A 19414-nucleotide genomic window follows, 5' to 3' on the forward strand; every position below is an offset into this window, starting at 1 on the left:
GTTAAATTAAATAGAGGTGCTCGTAATGAAACAAAGTATGACGTTTATTCCTACTCTTAGAGAAGTTCCAGCTGATGCTGAAGTGAAAAGCCATCAGCTAATGCTACGAGCTGGATTTATAAGACAAAACACAAGTGGTGTTTATAGCTACTTACCTTTAGCACAAAAGGTATTAAAAAAAATTGAACAAGTTGTCCGTGAAGAAATGGATCATGCAGGTGCATCAGAATTACTAATGCCAGCTCTGCAACAAAGTGAATTGTGGCAAGAATCCGGGCGTTGGTATTCCTATGGCCCAGAGTTAATGAGATTAAAAGATCGCCATAATAGAGAATTTGCACTTGGTGCTACTCATGAAGAAATGATTACAAGTCTTGTTAGAGACGAAGTAAAATCATATAAACGTCTTCCGTTAGCTTTATACCAAATTCAAACTAAATTTCGTGATGAGAAGCGTCCGCGTTTTGGAGTATTACGAGGACGAGAATTTATTATGAAAGACGCTTATTCATTTCATGCTACAAATGAGAGTCTGGATGAAGGCTATGAAAAAATGTTTACCGCTTATCAGAATATCTTCTCTCGTTGTGGATTAGATTTTAGAGCGGTAATTGCAGATTCAGGTGCAATGGGTGGAACGGATACACATGAATTTATGGTATTATCTGAAATTGGGGAAGATACGATCGCCTATTCTGATACATCTCAGTACGCAGCTAATATTGAGATGGCACCAGTTATTACAACTTATGAGAAAAGCAGTGAAGCATTGAATGATCTAGAAAAGGTTGAAACGCCAAACCAAAAAACGATCGAAGAAATTTCAGGATTCCTGCAAGTTTCTAAAGAGAAATGTATTAAATCTGTTTTATTTAAAGTTGATGAAAAATTTGTTCTGGTCCTTGTTCGTGGAGACCATGAAGTAAATGACATAAAAGTGAAAAACATATATGGAGCATCTGTCGTTGAGTTGGCAACTGCAGAAGAAACAAAAGAAGTGTTGCATTGCATTCCAGGTTATGTCGGTCCAATTAATGTTTCAGATCAAGTTGAAGTTATTGCAGATCATGCAGTAGCTGCAATTGTAAATGGAGTTTGCGGAGCAAATGAAGAACCGTTCCATTATACAGGTGTAAATATTGAACGAGATGTAAATGTCTCTCAATATGTGGATCTCCGCTTTATTCAGGAAGGAGATGCTTCTCCTGACGGTCAAGGGACGATTAAATTTGCAAAAGGTATTGAAGTAGGTCATGTATTTAAGTTAGGAACAAGGTATAGTGAGGCAATGGGTGCGGCATTTTTAGATGAAAATGGACGTACACAACCAATGATTATGGGGTGCTATGGAATCGGAGTATCAAGAACTTTAGCTGCAATCATTGAGCAAAACAATGATGAAAATGGAATTTTATGGCCAAATTCTGTGGCACCATTCCAATTACACATCATTCCAGTAAATGTGAAAAACGATACCCAAAGAGAATTAGGGGATAAACTATACAGCAGCTTCGCTCAGCTTGGATATGAAGTGTTGTTAGACGATCGTCAAGAACGTGCAGGAGTGAAATTTGCAGATTCAGATCTTATCGGTATACCAGTACGAATTACGGTAGGTAAAAAAGCCGATGAAGGTATTGTTGAAGTAAAACTTCGAAAAACCGGAGAGTCTTTTGAAGTATCAATTAATGATCTTCAAGAAAAAATAACCGAATTACTTGGAAACTAAAAAAACTTACTCCTAAGTTAAAACCGTGTTAAAATAATAAAATGACAAGAAGAGGCTGACTCGATTTAATAGGACCATTTCCTTTGGAAATAGTCTAAATGGGGCAGCCTCTTCAATTGTGAAAGAACAAATCCAATGCTTAACCTGAGAGGGGGAACAAAAAATGGATATGCAAACAAGTCAAGTTGAAAAATTTCAACTTTTGCTTCAGCAAATAAATTTAACAGAAGATGCTGCAATTGTTCATTTTAGAAATGGCTCAATTGCTCGTTTAACTATTCATAAGCAATCAAAGAAATGGCATTTCCATTTTCAATTTGAAAAAATATTGCCCTTCAATGTGTACCATTTATTTTATACAAAACTAACAAAAGCATTTTCACATATAGCAGATGTGTCATTCAGCTTTGAAGCAAGAGACACCACTTTTGATGAAAAATTGGTTCAGGATTATTGGTCAATATGTATACAGGAAATGGATGGGATTTCTCCACCGATGTTAGCACTGCTTAATGAGCAAAAGCCAACAGTACAAGGTGTTAAAGTCATTGTGAAAACAAAAAATGACACAGAAGCTATGACTATTAAACGTAAATATGCTTCTTTAATCCAAGATAGTTTTCAACAATTTGGTTTTCCCGCCTTTCAATTAGATACAACTGTGGCTGTTTCTGAAGAAGAAATCAAGCATTTCCAGGAGTTAAAGCTTCAAGAGGATAAAGCAAGAGGACTACAAGCTTTAACTGATATGGAAAATGCTGAGAAGGAAGAGGCAAGTACACCAGAGTGGACAGGTCCACTAACGATTGGCTATACCATTAAAGACGATGAAGAAATTAGAACAATGGCGTCGATTGAGGATGAAGAACGAAGAATTGCGATTCAAGGTTATGTGTTTGATGCTGAGACGAAAGAGTTACGAAGCGGAAGAACATTATTAACGTTTAAAATTACTGATTACACAAGCTCGATACTAGTAAAAATGTTTGCAAGAGATAAAGAAGACGCAGTCTTAGTTCAAGCTGTTAAAAAAGGCATGTGGCTTAAAGTCCGCGGCAGCATCCAGAATGATACATTTGTTCGGGATCTTGTAATGATCGCAAACGATATTAATGAGATTTCTGCGAAGGAAAGACAAGATCGGTCTCCAGAGGGTGAAAAAAGAGTAGAGTTACATTTACATTCACCAATGAGTCAAATGGATGCTGTAACTTCAATTAGCAAACATGTGGAGCAAGCGAAAAAATGGGGACATAAGGCAATTGCCTTAACAGACCATGCTGTTGCACAATCATTTCCTGAAGCTTTCTCTGCAGGTAAGAAAAATGGAATAAAAATTCTTTACGGTGTTGAAATTAATTTAGTTGATGATGGTGTTCCAATTGCATATAACGATGATAACCGATATTTACCAGATGAAACATTTGTCGTATTCGATGTTGAAACAACAGGTCTATCAGCAGTTTATGATACGATTATTGAACTTGCTGCTGTTAAGATACGTGGTGGTGAAATTGTTGATCGATTTGAATCCTTTGCTAATCCACATCATCCACTTTCAGCTACAACAATTGAATTAACTGGTATTACAGATGATATGGTAAGAGATGCTCCAAATGTAGATGTAGTTTTACGAAAGTTTAAGGATTGGATTGGTCAAGATATTTTAGTAGCCCATAATGCGAGCTTTGATATGGGATTTCTAAATGTTGGGTACAAAAAGCTTTTAGGTGAAGAAAAAGCAAAAAATCCTGTTATAGATACGTTAGAGCTAGGGCGTTTTTTATATCCTGAGCTGAAAAATCACCGTCTTAACACTTTATGTAAGAAATTTGATATTGAGCTCACTCAGCATCACCGTGCTATTTATGATGCAGAAGCAACTGGATATCTGTTAATAAAAATGTTGAAGGATGCAGCTGAAAAAGGTATTGAGTATCATCATCAATTTAATGACAATATGGGAAAAGGCAATGCGTATCAGCGTTCCCGCCCTTACCATGCTACAGTACTTGCACAAAATGAAATAGGATTAAAGAACTTATTTAAATTAGTGTCTATATCTCATATGAATTATTTCTACCGCGTTCCACGTGTGCCTCGTTCTCAATTAAATAAATTACGCGAGGGGCTAATTATTGGCTCTGCATGTGACAAAGGTGAGGTTTTTGAAGGGATGATGCAAAAATCTCCAGAGGAAGTAGAAGAAATAGCTGCATTTTATGATTATTTGGAGGTTCATCCTTTAGAGGTGTACAAGCATCTTATAGCCCTTGATTATATTAAAGACGATACAGCACTACAAGAAATCGTTACGAATATTGTTAAATTGGGTGAAAAACTTGAAAAACCGGTTGTTGCAACTGGAAATGTTCATTATTTAAATCCAGTTGATAAAATTTACAGGAAAATTTTGGTTAGTTCTCAAGGTGGAGCTAACCCTTTAAATAGACATGAACTGCCAGATGTTCACTTCCGAACAACAGATGAAATGCTTGAATGCTTTTCATTCCTGGGCAGTGAAAAAGCAAAAGAAATTGTCATAGAGAATACAAATAAAGTTGCTGATATGATTGAAGAAATTAAGCCGATTAAAGATGATCTGTATACACCTAAAATAGAAGGTGCAGATGAGGAAATTCGTGAGATGAGCTACTCTAGGGCGAGAAGTATATATGGCGAGAATCTTCCTGAGCTCGTGGAAGCCCGCATAGAGAAAGAGTTAAAAAGTATTATCGGGCACGGTTTCGCTGTTATTTATTTAATCTCTCATAAGTTAGTTAAGAAATCTCTTGATGATGGGTATCTTGTAGGTTCCCGTGGCTCTGTCGGGTCTTCATTTGTTGCTACGATGACAGAGATTACTGAAGTTAATCCATTACCACCTCATTACGTATGTCCGATTTGTCAGCATTCTGAGTTTTTTAATGATGGTTCAGTAGGTTCTGGTTTTGACTTACCAAACAAAGAATGTCCAAAATGCGGTGCACAGTATACCAAAGATGGACACGACATACCGTTTGAAACGTTCCTTGGGTTTAAAGGGGACAAGGTACCTGATATTGACTTGAACTTTTCGGGGGAATATCAGCCAATAGCCCATAACTATACAAAAGTTCTTTTTGGTGAGGATTATGTATATCGAGCTGGTACAATTGGAACTGTTGCAGAAAAAACAGCTTATGGTTATGTAAAAGGATATGCTAATGATCGTAATCTTATCTACCGCGGCGCAGAAGTTGATCGACTAGTACAAGGTTGTACCGGGGTGAAAAGAACAACAGGTCAGCATCCAGGGGGGATTATCGTAGTTCCCGATTATATGGATATATACGATTTTTCACCAATTCAGTTTCCTGCAGATGCAACAGGATCAGAATGGAGAACAACTCATTTTGACTTCCACTCCATTCACGATAATCTTTTAAAGCTTGATATTCTAGGTCACGATGATCCAACTGTTATTCGTATGCTTCAAGATTTAAGTGGAATTGATCCTAAGACTATTCCAACAGACGACCCTGAAGTGATGAAAATCTTTAGTGGTACAGAGTCTCTTGGTGTAACAGAAGAACAAATTATGTGTAAAACTGGAACTCTTGGAATTCCTGAGTTCGGTACTAGATTCGTACGACAAATGTTAGAGGATACAAAGCCAACAACATTTTCAGAATTAGTCCAAATATCCGGTCTGTCACATGGAACAGATGTATGGCTAGGGAATGCACAGGAACTTATTCATAACAGGACTTGTACACTTAGTGAGGTAATTGGGTGTCGTGATGACATTATGGTGTATTTAATTTATCAAGGTCTTGAACCTTCATTTGCTTTTAAGATTATGGAATCTGTTCGTAAAGGAAAAGGGCTGACAGAAGAAATGGAAGAGGAAATGAAAAAGAATGACGTTCCTTCTTGGTATATTGATTCTTGTTTAAAGATTAAGTATATGTTCCCTAAAGCTCATGCAGCTGCTTATGTATTAATGGCTGTTCGAATTGCTTATTTTAAGGTTCATTTACCGCTTTTATATTACGCTGCTTATTTTACAGTTCGTGCTGATGATTTCGATATTGATACAATGGTTAAAGGCCCAACTCCAATTCGTGCAAAAATTGAAGAAATAAACCTTAAAGGATTAGAAGCTTCACCAAAAGAGAAAAACCTTCTAACTGTTCTGGAATTGGCTTTGGAAATGTGTGAAAGAGGCTTCTCTTTCCAGAAGGTTGATCTTTATCGCTCAAGTGCTGATGAGTTTATAATAGAAGGTAATAGCCTTATTCCACCATTTAATTCGATTCCAGGACTGGGAACTAACGCTGCAATTAATATTGTAAAAGCCAGAGAAGATGGTGAGTTCCTTTCTAAAGAGGACTTACAACAGCGTGGAAAAGTGTCAAAAACAATCATTGAGTATCTAAATACCCATGGTTGCCTAGAGGAATTACCAGACCAAAATCAGCTATCTCTATTTTAATTAGCAGATAATCAACTACATTTTTTGCTTAGTCATCTCATGTTCGCTTTTTTAAATAATTTGCATAAAAAAGTTGGTTATGTTATGCTTTTAATGGAAATGCTAACGATAAGCAGAGGAAAAGAGTGGGGTCATCACCCACTCTTTCGTATTGTAATCGCCCTTGTCATTCGGATAGTATACTACATACCATTCCCTGCTCACAAGGCAGGGTTTTTCAGCAGCTAAAGATGACTGCTATTGTTCATATGTAAAGTTAGCGTAACAGGCCATAATAGTACTTAAAATGATGAGATAATGTATAAAAGAGATCCCTTTAACATTCATCATAGTTAATATGCAGATAGGTAATGCGCTTTTCTTACAAGGAGGAAGAGAATGAGCAAAAAAGTAACAGAAATCGTTGAACAATTAGTCTCACCAATATTAGAGGATATGAACCTTGAATTAGTTGATATTGAATATGTAAAAGAAGGTTCTAATTGGTTTCTACGATTATTCATTGATTCTGAAACAGGTATTGATATTGAAGAATGTGGAGTTGTGAGTGAACGATTAAGTGAGAAGCTTGATGAGTTAGATCCAATTCAGCACAACTACTTTTTAGAGGTTTCATCTCCTGGTGCAGAGAGACCTTTAAAAAAAGAAGCTGATTTAAGAAGAGCAATCGGAAAGCACGTCCACATTAAGACCTATGAGCCGATCAATGGAGAAAAAGTATTTGAAGGTGTCTTAACTGATTTCGACGGTCAAACGCTTACAGTCACTGTAACAATAAAAACTAGAAAGAAACAAGTTGAAATCCCTTATGACAAAGTGGCAAAAGCACGTCTCGCTGTCACTTTTTGAGGTATAAATAAGGAATTATCTTATTTATGCACCCTATAGGTTCTCTTCAGACACTTTATAAAGAAGAGATAAAAGAAGTATTACATGAAGCTTATTTTTTAAGGGGGAAGCCGTTAAAATGAGTAGTGAATTATTAGATGCCTTAACAATTTTAGAAAAGGAAAAAGGCATTAGCAAAGAAATTATTATTGAAGCAATTGAAGCGGCACTGATTTCTGCGTATAAGCGTAATTTTAATCAAGCACAAAATGTTCGAGTTGATTTAAATCGTGAAACAGGAACAATGAAGGTGTTTGCTAGAAAAGATGTTGTTGATGAGGTTTATGATCCTCGCTTAGAGATTTCACTTGGTGAAGCACAAGGCATTAACCCGAACTATGTGGTGAATGATGTCATTGAAATGGAAGTAACTCCAAAAGATTTTGGTCGCATCGCTGCTCAAACTGCTAAACAAGTGGTAACTCAACGTGTAAGAGAAGCTGAGCGCGGAGTGATTTATGGGGAATTTATCGATCGTGAAGAAGATATCATGACTGGTATTGTTCAACGAATTGATAACAAGTTTATTTATGTGAGTTTAGGTAAAATTGAGGCACTTTTACCTGTAAGTGAGCAAATGCCTAATGAAACATATCGACCACATGATCGCATCAAAGTATTTATTACTAAGGTTGAAAAAACAACGAAAGGTCCACAGATCTTTGTTTCACGTACTCATCCTGGACTTTTAAAAAGATTGTTTGAAATTGAAGTACCTGAAATTTACGATGGTACAGTTGAAATTAAATCTGTGTCACGTGAAGCAGGAGATCGATCAAAAATTTCTGTTCATTCTGACAATCCGGAAGTAGATCCAGTAGGTTCATGTGTTGGACCAAAAGGTCAACGTGTACAAGCGATTGTAAATGAGCTTAAAGGTGAAAAAATTGATATTGTCAAATGGTCACAAGATCCAGTAGAGTTTGTTGCCAATGCTCTTAGCCCATCAAAAGTAGTTGAGGTACTAGTTGATGAAGAGGAAAAAGCAACAACTGTTATTGTCCCGGACTATCAACTATCACTAGCAATTGGAAAACGAGGACAAAATGCCCGCTTAGCAGCTAAATTGACTGGATGGAAAATTGATATTAAAAGTGAATCAGATGCAGAAAAAGCAGGGATTTATCCAGTTCAAGCCAATCATTCAAATGTAGATGTTGATGATGATGAACCACTTTTGACAAGTGTTCAAGAACCTGAGCTAAGTGAATAAGAGGTGAAATCACATGAACAATCGCAAAATTCCTTTGCGTAAATGCGTTGCAACTGGGGAAATGAAAAGTAAGAAAGAGCTGGTCCGCGTTGTCCGGTCAAAGGAAGGCGATGTATCAGTCGACCTAACAGGTAAAAAAAACGGACGTGGAGCTTATATTACTCTTGATAAAGAAAGTATTTTGCTTGCAAAAAAGAAAAATATTCTTTCCAATCAATTAAAAGCCAATGTTGATGAATCGATTTATGATGAGTTGATCAGATTGGCTGAGAAGGAGAAGCAATAAATAGATGAAACCGCAGCAACAATGGACGTCCTTATTGGGCTTAGCAAATCGAGCACGAAAAGTTATTTCGGGAGAGGAACTTGTTGTTAAAGAGATCAGACAACAAAAAGCTAAGCTTGTTCTTCTTTCACAAGATGCATCCGCTAATACAATGAAAAAGGTAACAGATAAATGTAAGTTTTATCAGGTCCCCTTTAAAATGGTTGAAGATCGCTACCTATTAGGGCAAGCAATCGGGAAAGAAGCGAGAGTCGTTGTAGCGATAAATGATGCAGGCTTTGCTGCAAAGTTAAAAACCTTGCTCGATTAATATTCTTGGGGGTGAACGTATGTCGAAAATGAGAGTATATGAATACGCGAAACAAACGAATGTATCCAGCAAAGACATTATTTCTACGTTAAAAGGATTGAACGTAGAGGTAAATAATCATATGTCAACAATTGAAGATGACGTGATAACAAAGCTTGATCAAAAATATAAAGCAACAAATAATGAAAGCACAAAAAATGAATCAACAAAGAAACCGGGGAAACAAGTGGATAATACAAATAATAATACAAATAACACAAATAACACAAATAGTACACAAAAGCCTTCAAATAACAAAAAACAAGCTCAGCACAATCAAAATAAAAAACCAAATCAGCCTGGAAACAAGCCTTCTTTCAATAATAAAGGAAAAAAGAATAACAAAAAAAATAAAGGTAACCAAAGTTTTCAGCAACCAAAACCTAAGAAAGAACTTCCGGAAAAAATTACATTTTCAGGTAGCTTAACTGTTGGTGAACTTGCTGGCGAGCTAGGAAAAGAGCCTTCAGAAATCATTAAAAAGCTTCTTCTATTAGGTACAATGGCAACAATTAATCAAGAACTTGATAAAGATTCTATTGAGTTAATTGCTGGTGAGTATGGTGTTGAAGTAGAAGAAGAAATTGTATTTGAGAAAACAGAATTTGAAAAATATGAAGAAGAAGATCGTGCAGAAGATTTACAAATCCGTCCAGCAGTTGTAACGATAATGGGACACGTTGACCATGGTAAAACGACTCTTCTTGATTCTATTAGAAACACAAAGGTAACAGAAGGAGAAGCAGGTGGTATTACACAACATATTGGTGCATACCAAATTGTTGCAAATGACCAAAAAATCACGTTTTTAGATACACCAGGTCACGCTGCTTTTACTACTATGCGTGCGCGTGGAGCTCAAGTTACAGATATTACGATTTTAGTTGTGGCAGCTGATGATGGTGTTATGCCTCAAACAATCGAAGCAATAAACCATGCGAAAGCAGCAGAAGTACCAATCATTGTTGCCGTTAATAAAGTTGATAAGCCAACGGCGAATCCAGATCGTGTTATGCAGGAATTAACAGAACATGGACTAGTACCCGAGGCTTGGGGTGGAGATACTATCTTTGTACCTGTATCTGCATTAACTGGTGATGGTATCGATGACTTGCTTGAAATGATTTTGTTAGTAACAGAAGTTGAAGAATTGAAAGCAAACCCTAATCGCCGTGCTACTGGTACAGTTATAGAGGCGCAATTAGATAAAGGTCGCGGATCTGTTGCAACCCTTCTTGTTCAAAACGGTACCTTAAAAGTTGGTGATCCAATCGTTGTAGGAAACACTTTTGGTCGTGTTCGTGCAATGGTGAATGATCTTGGTCGCCGTGTTAAAGAAGCAGCACCTTCTACACCTGTTGAAATCACAGGTTTAAATGATGTTCCATTAGCTGGAGATCAGTTCATGGTATTTGAAGATGAGAAATCTGCTCGCCAAGTAGGGGAAGCAAGAGCTCAGAAGAAACTAGATGAACAACGTAGTGAAGGTTCAAAACTAAGCCTCGATGATTTATTTGAACAAATTAAACAAGGCGATATTAAAGACATCAATTTAATTGTTAAAGCAGATGTTCAAGGTTCTGTTGAAGCTTTAGCAGCTGCGCTGCAAAAGATAGATGTTGAAGGTGTCCGAGTGAAAATCATTCACACTGGTGTAGGTGCAATCACTGAATCTGATATTATTTTAGCGGCAGCATCTAACGCAATTGTTATTGGATTTAATGTAAGACCAGATGCAGGAGCAAAGAAAACAGCAGATGTTGAAGAAGTAGATATTCGTCTTCACCGCATCATTTATAAAGTTATAGAAGAAATTGAGTCTGCAATGAAAGGGATGCTTGACCCGGAATTCGAAGAGAAAATCATTGGTCAAGTGGAAGTTCGTACAACATTTAAAGTATCTAAAATTGGTACAATTGCAGGTTGTTATGTAACAGAAGGGAAAATTACTAGAGATAGCGGAGTCCGTTTAATCCGTGACGGCATTGTTATTTTTGAAGGGGAAATTGATACACTTAAACGCTTCAAAGATGATGTGAAAGAAGTAGCCCGTAACTATGAGTGTGGTATCACAATTAAAAATTACAATGATGTCAAGGAAGGCGACGTTATTGAAGCATATGTTATGGAAGAAATTGAACGTAAATGATCGGATATGTTGATTGTGAATGTTTGATTTATGACTCACAGTCATTAAAAGATAAAAGAGCCGTTTTACAACGAGTTTTAACAAGAGTTAAACAAAAGTACAATGTCTCTATTTCAGAAATAGATTTTCAAGATACATGGCAACACACGAAATTTGGGATAGTAGCTATAAGTACATCTAAAGTACAAACAGAAAAAGAATTACAGCGTGTGTTACAATTTATTGATTCATTTCCTGAAATAGAGCGTACAGTTACGATGTTTGAATGGTTTTAAGTTAAGAGGTGATTGACATGAGCTTAAGAGCAAACCGTGTCGGAGAACAGATGAAAAAGGAATTAGGGGATATTATTGGCCGTAAAATAAAAGACCCGCGTATTGGCTTTGTGACTGTAACAGATGTAAATGTTTCAGGAGATTTGCAAATCGCAAAAGTCTTCATATCTGTTTTAGGAGATGAAGAACAACGTCAAAATACGTTAAAAGGTCTTGCGAAGGCAAAAGGCTTTATCCGCTCTGAAATCGGCCAACGCATTCGTCTAAGAAAAACACCTGAAATTCAATTTGAATTCGACGAATCAATCGATTATGGAAATAGAATTGAAACATTACTTCATGAGTTAAATGTGGAGAATAAAGAGGAGGAATAACTCCTTGAAAAGGGATAGACACCTTCGTCTATCCCTTTTTATTTAGTATTACTATGACATTGTGTTTGTTGACAGTGTCCTTATATTTGATTGTCGGAGGTAATATATAATGGAAGGTGTTCTTTTATTAAATAAGCCCGTAGGAATGACATCTCATGACTGTGTTGCAAAAATGAGAAGGCTAGCAAAGACTAAGAAAGTAGGCCACACAGGAACATTGGATCCTGATGTTACTGGTGTACTTCCGATCTGCCTTGGAAGAGCAACCAAAATAGTTGAATATTTAACTGCTGCAACAAAAACGTATGAAGCAGAAATAACAATAGGCTATTCTACAACAACTGAGGATGCATCGGGAGAAGTAGTTGAAAGGAAAAAAGTAGAAGCTTCAATAACAAAAGAAATGGTTGAAAATGCACTTCAATCAATGATTGGTACAATCGAACAAATTCCACCAATGTATTCCGCTGTAAAAGTAAGAGGTAAAAAACTTTATGAATATGCACGTGCTGGAATTGAAGTAGACAGACCTGCCAGACTTATTACAATAAGCGAACTTATTTTGCTTGGAGATGTAAATCAAAAAGATGATTTAGTAACATTTCGTTTTAGAGTAACATGTTCGAAAGGTACATATGTTAGAACATTAGCTGTCATGATAGGGGAAAGCCTTGGTTATCCTGCACATATGTCACATCTTATTCGTACAAAATCAGGTAACTTTCATTTAAATGAGTGTTATACATTTGAAGAAATTGAAGAAGCGGCAGAAAAAAATGAACTGCATAAGTATTTGCTTCCGATAGGAAATGCACTAAATGATTTGCCGAAACTACTAATCCATGATACTCTAGCAGAGAAAGTGAAAAATGGTGCAGTGTTAGAGCTGCCGTCGCAATTTCAAGGGTTAGAACCTGGTTCTCCAATAGTAATATATAACGAGAACCAACAATGTTTAGCTATCTATTCAAAGCATCCTACGAAAAGTCATCTTATGAAGCCAACAAAAGTCTTATATATTGAATCATAAGATACTTTTTTAAAAAAGGTAAGAAATCTGCATTATAAGCGAAAAAGGTGAAGTTGACTGTGAAACGAATTAACCTGTCTCACCCACATCATTTAGATCGTTCAGAACAACCTGAGATGGTTTTGGCCCTAGGTTATTTTGATGGGGTACATAAAGGGCATCAAAAAGTCATACTAAAGGCAAAGGAAATTGCTGAGGATTCAGGATTGAAAAGTGCTGTTATGACATTTCATCCACATCCGCTCGTTGTTCTTAGAAAGCAGGAAGACATAGAATATATAACACCCCTAAATGAAAAGATTAGATTAATTGAACAAATGGGTATCGATTTTTTATTTGTAGTAGAATTCACAAAGGAATTTGCTTCCTTATTACCTCAACAATTTGTTGATGAATTTATTATTAATCTTAATGCTAAACATGTTGTTGCAGGATTTGATTTTACTTATGGCCACTTAGGTAAAGGGTCTATGGAGACTATGCCATTTCATTCAAGAGAGCAGTTTTTACATACAACTGTTGAAAAATTAACTGATCATGATCGAAAAGTAAGTTCATCACTTATACGAGAAGTAATACATCGTGGTGATGTGACATACGCTGAAATCCTGCTCGGCAGACCGCATTCTGTTAACGGGACAGTTATACATGGTGATAAACGAGGCAGAACTATAGGGTTTCCAACTGCAAACATAGAGGTGGAAGAAAACTATTTATTACCTCCAACCGGCGTTTATGCAGTTTCAATTCTCGTAGAGGGTAAAAGTTATGAAGGTGTGTGTAATATAGGATATAAACCTACTTTTAAAGATGAACAAGCGATAAAACCAAGTATAGAAGTTCATATTTTTGACTTTCAGAACGAAATTTATGGTAAAAATGTATCAGTTTACTGGTATAAACGTATAAGAAGTGAACAAAAGTTCCATAATGTAGATGAACTCATTGCACAGATATCAAAGGATAAAGAACAGTCTCAAGAATTCTTTCAGAAAAAGATGGTTTAGTCCTTGCAATATCTTCTGAAAAATAGTATTCTAATTGATGTAGTTTAAAACCATTGCTTGGCAATTCGATTCACCAACGATTGCTCGGTAATTGGGGTTTTGAAAATTAAGGAGGTGAAAAGGATGGCTATCACACAAGAACGTAAAAACGAACTTATCGCTCAATACAAAACACATGAGTCTGATACTGGATCTCCAGAGGTTCAAATTGCTATCCTTACAGAGGACATCAATAATCTTAACGATCACTTACGTGTTCACAAAAAAGACCACCATTCTCGTCGCGGTCTATTAAAAATGGTAGGTAAACGTCGTAACTTATTAACTTACCTACGTAATAAAGACGTAACTCGCTATCGTGAGTTAATCAACAAGCTTGGATTACGTCGATAATTACTTTAAAAGCGGGAGTTCTCCCGCTTTTTTAGTGTATTTAAAATTGGAAATGCAATAATTGATTCTAATTCTTTTAGGATTAATAAAATGGTCAGCTTTTAAAAGTTGTCTAAAATCTATTTACATATAAAAACTATGCTGATATGTTGAAATTAAATGGTTCATACTATTACATAATGCAATTAAAAAAGTGAAGGAGTTTTACATATATGGGACAAGATAAACAAACGTTTTCCATAGAGTGGGCCGGTCGAAACTTAACTGTTGAAATTGGTCAGCTTGCAAAACAAGCAAACGGATCTGTACTGATTCGTTATGGTGATACAGCGGTACTAAGTACTGCTACTGCATCAAAAGATCCAAAACCACTAGATTTTTTTCCACTTACTGTTAACTATGAGGAGCGTTTATACGCAGTTGGGAAAATTCCAGGCGGGTTTATTAAAAGGGAAGGCCGTCCTAGTGAAAAGGCTATTTTAGCAAGTCGTTTAATTGACCGTCCAATAAGACCTTTGTTTGCTGACGGCTTTAGAAATGAAGTACAAGTTATTAGTATTGTTATGAGTGTTGATCAGGATTGTTCGTCAGAAATGGCTGCAATGTTTGGGTCATCTTTGGCATTATGTGTGTCTGATATTCCTTTTGAGGGACCTATCGCTGGGGTTACAGTTGGAAGAATTAATAATGAATTTATTATTAATCCAAATGTAGACCAGGCTGAACAAAGTGATATACATCTTGTAGTGGCTGGAACAAAAGATGCTATCAACATGGTTGAAGCTGGTGCAGATGAAGTTCCTGAAGAAACAATGTTAGAGGCGATTATGTTTGGTCACGATGAGATCAAACGTCTTATTGCTTTCCAAGAAGAAGTAGCGGCAGCTGTCGGTAAGGAGAAAATGGAAATACAACTTTTTGATCTTGATGCTGATTTAGAGAAAAGTATTCGTGAACTTGCTGAGAAAGAGCTTCTACAAGCAATTCAAGTTCAGGAAAAACATGCTCGTGAGGATGCAATCAATGCGGTGAAAAATAGTGTTTTAGAAAAGTATGAATCCCAAGAGGCTGACGAAGCTACAATTAAAATGGTTAAGCAAATTTTATCTAAGCTTGTGAAAGCAGAAGTTCGTCGATTAATTACTGAGGATAAGGTAAGACCTGATGGGCGTGGAGTAGATGAAATTAGACCACTTTCTTCAGAAGTCGGTTTATTGTCAAGAACACATGGTTCCGGCCTGTTTACACGTGGACAAACTCAAGCATTAAGTATTTGTACACTTGGAGCTCTGGGGGATGTGCAAATTTTAGATGGACTAGGGATTGAAGAATCAAAACGATTTATGCACCATTATAATTTCCCACAATTCAGCGTTGGTGAAACTGGACCAATGAGAGGTCCTGGACGTCGTGAGATTGGTCATGGGGCATTAGGAGAGCGTGCTTTAGAGCCGATCATTCCTTCAGAAAAAGACTTCCCATATACAATTCGCTTAGTTTCAGAAGTACTTGAATCAAACGGTTCAACTTCTCAAGCGAGTATTTGTGCTAGTACTCTTGCGATGATGGATGCAGGTGTTCCGATTAAAGCTCCAGTAGCAGGTATTGCAATGGGTCTTGTTAAGTCAGGTGAACATTATACTGTTTTAACAGATATTCAAGGTATGGAAGATGCATTAGGAGATATGGACTTTAAAGTAGCTGGAACTGAGAAAGGTGTAACAGCTCTGCAAATGGATATCAAGATTGATGGATTATCCCGTGAGATTCTAGAAGAAGCGTTACAACAAGCGAAAAAGGGTCGTATGGAGATTCTAAAGTCAATGATGGCAACGATCTCTACTCCAAAAGGCGAGTTATCACAATATGCTCCTAAGATCTTAACGATGGCGATTAACCCGGACAAAATTCGAGATGTTATCGGACCAAGCGGGAAACAAATTAACAAAATTATTGAAGAGACTGGTGTTAAGATTGACATTGAACAAGATGGTACAGTATTCATTTCTTCAGTAAATGAAGAAATGAATCAAAAAGCGAAGAAAATCATTGAAGACATTGTTCGTGAAGTAGTAGTGGGACAAATGTATTTAGGAAAAGTAAAGCGAATTGAAAAATTCGGAGCATTCGTTGAAATCTTCAGTGGAAAAGATGGATTAGTTCATATTTCTGAACTGGCGGAAGAGCGCGTCGGTAAAGTTGAAGATGTTGTATCTATTGGTGATGAAATATTGGTAAAGGTTACTGAAATTGATAAGCAAGGTCGAGTAAACTTATCAAGAAAAGCAGTATTAAAGGAACAAAAAGAAAATCAACCAGAGCAACAAGGTTGATGTAATGATTGAGGCCATGGGTAACCAGGCTTCTTTTTCGATTAAATGCTTCAGAAGTCAATTATAGAACAAGCGCCATTTTTGTTCTACCTTGTCCCCTTTTTACATATTTTTTAGTAAAAAGGGGGATACATAATGCAAAGGAAAATCATTCAAATTGCTGGTTTTATTTTCATCATAACGATCGCCATTGGTTTTATAAAAAATCCTTTTACCTCATCTTATCTTGATCAAATAAAAAAAGCTGATATAACGGTTGTAAAACACCGGGATAAGCTGTATGAAGAAATTGCAACTAAAGCAGATGAATATAAAATACCAGCTCAAAATGCAGAAATACATAAAGTGTGGAAAGCGACCCCTGGTTATAATGGGATAGAAGTAGATATTGATGAGTCGTATAAAAAAATGAAAGCTAAGGGCTCTTTTGATGAAAATCTCCTTGTTTATCGGCAAGTCAAACCTTCTGTTCACCTAGAAGATCTAAATGCAGAGCCAATTTATAGAGGTCATCCTGATAAGCCGATGGTATCTTTTATTATTAATGTAGCTTGGGGGAATGAATACATTCCTGACATGCTTGAAACATTAAATAAATACCATGTAAAAGCTACCTTTTTCCTAGAAGGAAGATGGGTAAAAGAAAACCCTGATATGGCTATGATGATTGTTGATGCAGGACATGAAATAGGTAATCATTCCTATACACACCCAGATATGAGTCAGCTCTCTGCAGGTAAGATAAGAGAGCAATTATCGAAAACGAATGAAGTGATAAAATCGGTAACAGATGTTACTCCAACTTGGTTTGCACCTCCAAGCGGCAGTTTTAAGAGTGAAGTCGTAAAGATTGCGGATGAGATGAAAATGAAAACAGTGATGTGGAGTGTGGATACGATTGATTGGCAACGTCCAGAACCACATGTGTTGGTTTCTCGAGTAATGGGTAAAGTCCATAATGGAGCACTTATTTTAATGCATCCAACTTCTTCAACATCTAAAAGCTTAGAAACCTTAATTTTATCAATAAAGCAAAAAGGGTATTCGTTTGGTTCAGTATCAATGCTTGTTGACGAAGAACGATTATTTAGAGATGATCCCAAAACTAAAAAAGAGTAAACAACAAAGAAGGAGGAACACTTTTGATCAAAAAATATACGTGTCAAAATGGAGTAAGAATTGTATTAGAAAATATTCCTACGGTACGATCTGTTGCTATCGGTGTTTGGATTGGAACAGGATCTCGAAATGAAAACCTTGAAAATAACGGTGTATCGCATTTTCTTGAGCATATGTTTTTTAAAGGAACGAAAACAAGAACAGCTAGAGAAATAGCTGAATCTTTTGACAGCATTGGTGGTCAAGTAAATGCTTTTACATCAAAAGAATATACTTGCTACTATGCGAAAGTACTTGATGATCATGCAAGCTATGCTCTGGATGTTCTTGCAGATATGTTTTTTAATTCAACCTTTGATGAGGAAGAATTAAAAAAAGAAAAAAACGTTGTATATGAAGAGATTAAGATGTATGAAGATACTCCTGATGATATTGTCCATGATATTTTGAGCAAAGCTACTTATGGAAAGCACCCTCTAGCTTACCCTATATTAGGAACAGAGGAAACTTTAGCCTCTTTTAATGGTGATACATTAAGAGAATACATGAACAATCATTACACCCCTGAAAATGTTGTCATATCTGTTGCTGGTAACGTAAACGAAAGCTTTATTAAAGACGTTGAAAAGTTTTTTGGTTCTTACGAAACAACTTCCAAACCACGAACTTTTGAAAAACCGAGTTTTTATGATGAAAAACTCTCTAGGCAAAAAGATACAGAACAAGCTCACCTTTGTATTGGATATAACGGCCTTGAGGTTGGACACGATGATATATATAGCTTAATTGTCTTAAATAATATATTAGGAGGCAGCATGAGCAGCCGTTTGTTCCAAGATGTTCGTGAACAAAAAGGTCTTGCTTACTCGGTATTCTCCTATCACTCATCATATGAAGATAACGGTCTTCTCACTATTTATGGTGGAACAGGTAGTAAGCAACTTAATCTCTTGTTTGATACGATTCAAGAAACATTAGCAACGTTAAAAGCTGAAGGAATTACTGCAAAGGAACTAGCAAATAGCAAGGAGCAAATGAAGGGAAGTCTTATGTTAAGCCTGGAAAGTACAAACAGTCGAATGAGCCGAAATGGAAAAAATGAACTATTACTTGGCTATCATCGCTCTTTAGATACAATTATTGAAAAAGTGAATGAGGTAAGTGAAGATAGTGTAAATACACTAGCTAATAAAATTTTCACTGATACTTATTCAGTTGCCCTAATTAGTCCGGAGGGAGAACTTCCAAAAAAACTTCAATCATAAAAAGGGATGTCTACGATTTATTTTTAAATTGTAGGCATTTTTTTATAAGGTCGATTGATAAGATAGTAGTAAGGAGGAATGGAGATGAGACTTAGCGAACTTTCGGGTAAAGAAATTGTTGATGTGAAACGTGCAGAACGTTTAGGTGTACTTGGACAAACGGACTTAGAGATTAATGAGCAAGGACAAATAACTACACTTATCATCCCCTCGTTAAAATGGTTTGGTTTAAGAAAACAAGGTCAAGAAATACGAGTTCCATGGCTGCATATTAAAAAGATTGGGACAGATATGATTATTCTTGATATTCCGGATGAACAAATCGAAAAAATTGAATCCTAACCCACATTCGATTGGCATTTGCCGATCGTTTTTTTTATTTCTTTCCGTAAGAATATTATCACCGGTACATCCTGCACTCTCATAACAAAACCTCTTTCTTTTTATTCTTCTGTTTATTCACCCATATGCGGATTTCTACATAGTATGTTGAAGTAAGTTATCCTAGGATTTCAAGGAACTATTAA

16 protein-coding genes are annotated in these 19414 nt (G+C 36.4%); all 16 read left to right on the forward strand.

Annotated elements, in window-relative coordinates; all coding sequences use genetic code 11:
* Positions 1 to 25 precede the first annotated feature (25 nt).
* The 16 genes from HWV59_RS11705 (at position 26) to HWV59_RS11780 (ending at position 19229) form a co-directional block, all read left to right on the forward strand.
* Positions 26 to 1729: a proline--tRNA ligase gene (locus HWV59_RS11705; RefSeq protein ID WP_175638881.1), complete on the forward strand. Its 1704-nt coding sequence runs from the start codon at positions 26 to 28 to the stop codon at positions 1727 to 1729.
* Positions 1730 to 1892: 163 nt separating this feature from the next.
* Positions 1893 to 6206 carry a PolC-type DNA polymerase III gene (locus tag HWV59_RS11710; RefSeq protein WP_175638882.1) on the forward strand — a complete coding sequence of 1438 codons (4314 nt, stop codon included), beginning with the start codon at positions 1893 to 1895 and terminating at the stop codon, positions 6204 to 6206.
* Positions 6207 to 6584: 378 nt separating this feature from the next.
* On the forward strand, positions 6585 to 7055 hold the full coding sequence (gene rimP, locus HWV59_RS11715) for a ribosome maturation factor RimP (protein WP_175638883.1): 471 nt from the start codon (positions 6585 to 6587) through the stop codon (positions 7053 to 7055).
* Positions 7056 to 7173: 118 nt separating this feature from the next.
* Entirely contained in the window at positions 7174 to 8307 is a 1134-nt protein-coding gene (nusA, locus tag HWV59_RS11720) for a transcription termination factor NusA (protein WP_102229728.1), read from the forward strand.
* A gap of 13 nt (positions 8308 to 8320) precedes the next feature.
* Positions 8321 to 8593: an RNase P modulator RnpM gene (rnpM, locus tag HWV59_RS11725; RefSeq protein WP_175638884.1), complete on the forward strand. Its 273-nt coding sequence runs from the start codon at positions 8321 to 8323 to the stop codon at positions 8591 to 8593.
* Positions 8594 to 8597: 4 nt separating this feature from the next.
* Complete coding sequence (locus HWV59_RS11730) at positions 8598 to 8903, forward strand: YlxQ family RNA-binding protein (RefSeq protein ID WP_102229730.1); 306 nt, start codon at positions 8598 to 8600, stop codon at positions 8901 to 8903.
* A 19-nt stretch (positions 8904 to 8922) separates the two neighbouring features.
* Positions 8923 to 11091 (forward strand): translation initiation factor IF-2, encoded by a 2169-nt coding sequence (infB, locus tag HWV59_RS11735; RefSeq protein WP_175638885.1) that lies wholly within the window; start codon positions 8923 to 8925, stop codon positions 11089 to 11091.
* Positions 11088 to 11366: a DUF503 domain-containing protein gene (locus tag HWV59_RS11740; RefSeq protein ID WP_102229732.1), complete on the forward strand. Its 279-nt coding sequence runs from the start codon at positions 11088 to 11090 to the stop codon at positions 11364 to 11366. The genes infB and HWV59_RS11740 overlap by 4 nt, the downstream gene beginning before the upstream one ends.
* Positions 11367 to 11383: 17 nt before the next feature.
* Positions 11384 to 11740: a 30S ribosome-binding factor RbfA gene (rbfA, locus tag HWV59_RS11745; RefSeq protein ID WP_026559308.1), complete on the forward strand. Its 357-nt coding sequence runs from the start codon at positions 11384 to 11386 to the stop codon at positions 11738 to 11740.
* A gap of 106 nt (positions 11741 to 11846) precedes the next feature.
* Positions 11847 to 12770, forward strand: a complete 924-nt coding sequence (gene truB / locus HWV59_RS11750) for a tRNA pseudouridine(55) synthase TruB (protein WP_328824326.1) — start codon at positions 11847 to 11849, stop codon at positions 12768 to 12770.
* Between the two features lie 59 nt (positions 12771 to 12829).
* Positions 12830 to 13777, forward strand: a complete 948-nt coding sequence (gene ribF, locus HWV59_RS11755) for a bifunctional riboflavin kinase/FAD synthetase (RefSeq protein ID WP_175638887.1) — start codon at positions 12830 to 12832, stop codon at positions 13775 to 13777.
* 123 nt (positions 13778 to 13900) lie between these two features.
* Positions 13901 to 14170, forward strand: coding sequence for a 30S ribosomal protein S15 (gene rpsO / locus HWV59_RS11760; RefSeq protein WP_026559305.1), 270 nt, complete (start codon positions 13901 to 13903; stop codon positions 14168 to 14170).
* A gap of 212 nt (positions 14171 to 14382) precedes the next feature.
* Positions 14383 to 16503 (forward strand): polyribonucleotide nucleotidyltransferase, encoded by a 2121-nt coding sequence (gene pnp / locus HWV59_RS11765; protein ID WP_102229735.1) that lies wholly within the window; start codon positions 14383 to 14385, stop codon positions 16501 to 16503.
* A 135-nt stretch (positions 16504 to 16638) separates the two neighbouring features.
* Positions 16639 to 17622 (forward strand): polysaccharide deacetylase family protein, encoded by a 984-nt coding sequence (locus HWV59_RS11770; RefSeq protein ID WP_175638888.1) that lies wholly within the window; start codon positions 16639 to 16641, stop codon positions 17620 to 17622.
* 23 nt (positions 17623 to 17645) lie between these two features.
* Complete coding sequence (locus tag HWV59_RS11775; RefSeq protein ID WP_175638889.1) at positions 17646 to 18887, forward strand: M16 family metallopeptidase; 1242 nt, start codon at positions 17646 to 17648, stop codon at positions 18885 to 18887.
* An 84-nt stretch (positions 18888 to 18971) separates the two neighbouring features.
* On the forward strand, positions 18972 to 19229 hold the full coding sequence (locus HWV59_RS11780) for a YlmC/YmxH family sporulation protein (RefSeq protein ID WP_175638890.1): 258 nt from the start codon (positions 18972 to 18974) through the stop codon (positions 19227 to 19229).
* Positions 19230 to 19414: the final 185 nt, after the last annotated feature.

It is taken from the genome of Metabacillus schmidteae (genome assembly GCF_903166545.1).
Lineage (GTDB): Bacteria > Bacillota > Bacilli > Bacillales > Bacillaceae > Metabacillus > Metabacillus schmidteae.

What these genes read in the sequence shown, in the direction of transcription:
- HWV59_RS11705 (WP_175638881.1), top strand. Translation starts at nt 26, where the DNA reads ATGAAACAAAGTATGACGTTTATTCCTACTCTTAGAGAAGTTCCAGCT.
- HWV59_RS11710 (WP_175638882.1), top strand. Translation starts at nt 1,893, where the DNA reads ATGGATATGCAAACAAGTCAAGTTGAAAAATTTCAACTTTTGCTTCAG.
- rimP (WP_175638883.1), top strand. Translation starts at nt 6,585, where the DNA reads ATGAGCAAAAAAGTAACAGAAATCGTTGAACAATTAGTCTCACCAATA.
- nusA (WP_102229728.1), top strand. Translation starts at nt 7,174, where the DNA reads ATGAGTAGTGAATTATTAGATGCCTTAACAATTTTAGAAAAGGAAAAA.
- rnpM (WP_175638884.1), top strand. Translation starts at nt 8,321, where the DNA reads ATGAACAATCGCAAAATTCCTTTGCGTAAATGCGTTGCAACTGGGGAA.
- HWV59_RS11730 (WP_102229730.1), top strand. Translation starts at nt 8,598, where the DNA reads ATGAAACCGCAGCAACAATGGACGTCCTTATTGGGCTTAGCAAATCGA.
- infB (WP_175638885.1), top strand. Translation starts at nt 8,923, where the DNA reads ATGTCGAAAATGAGAGTATATGAATACGCGAAACAAACGAATGTATCC.
- HWV59_RS11740 (WP_102229732.1), top strand. Translation starts at nt 11,088, where the DNA reads ATGATCGGATATGTTGATTGTGAATGTTTGATTTATGACTCACAGTCA.
- rbfA (WP_026559308.1), top strand. Translation starts at nt 11,384, where the DNA reads ATGAGCTTAAGAGCAAACCGTGTCGGAGAACAGATGAAAAAGGAATTA.
- rpsO (WP_026559305.1), top strand. Translation starts at nt 13,901, where the DNA reads ATGGCTATCACACAAGAACGTAAAAACGAACTTATCGCTCAATACAAA.
- pnp (WP_102229735.1), top strand. Translation starts at nt 14,383, where the DNA reads ATGGGACAAGATAAACAAACGTTTTCCATAGAGTGGGCCGGTCGAAAC.
- HWV59_RS11770 (WP_175638888.1), top strand. Translation starts at nt 16,639, where the DNA reads ATGCAAAGGAAAATCATTCAAATTGCTGGTTTTATTTTCATCATAACG.
- HWV59_RS11780 (WP_175638890.1), top strand. Translation starts at nt 18,972, where the DNA reads ATGAGACTTAGCGAACTTTCGGGTAAAGAAATTGTTGATGTGAAACGT.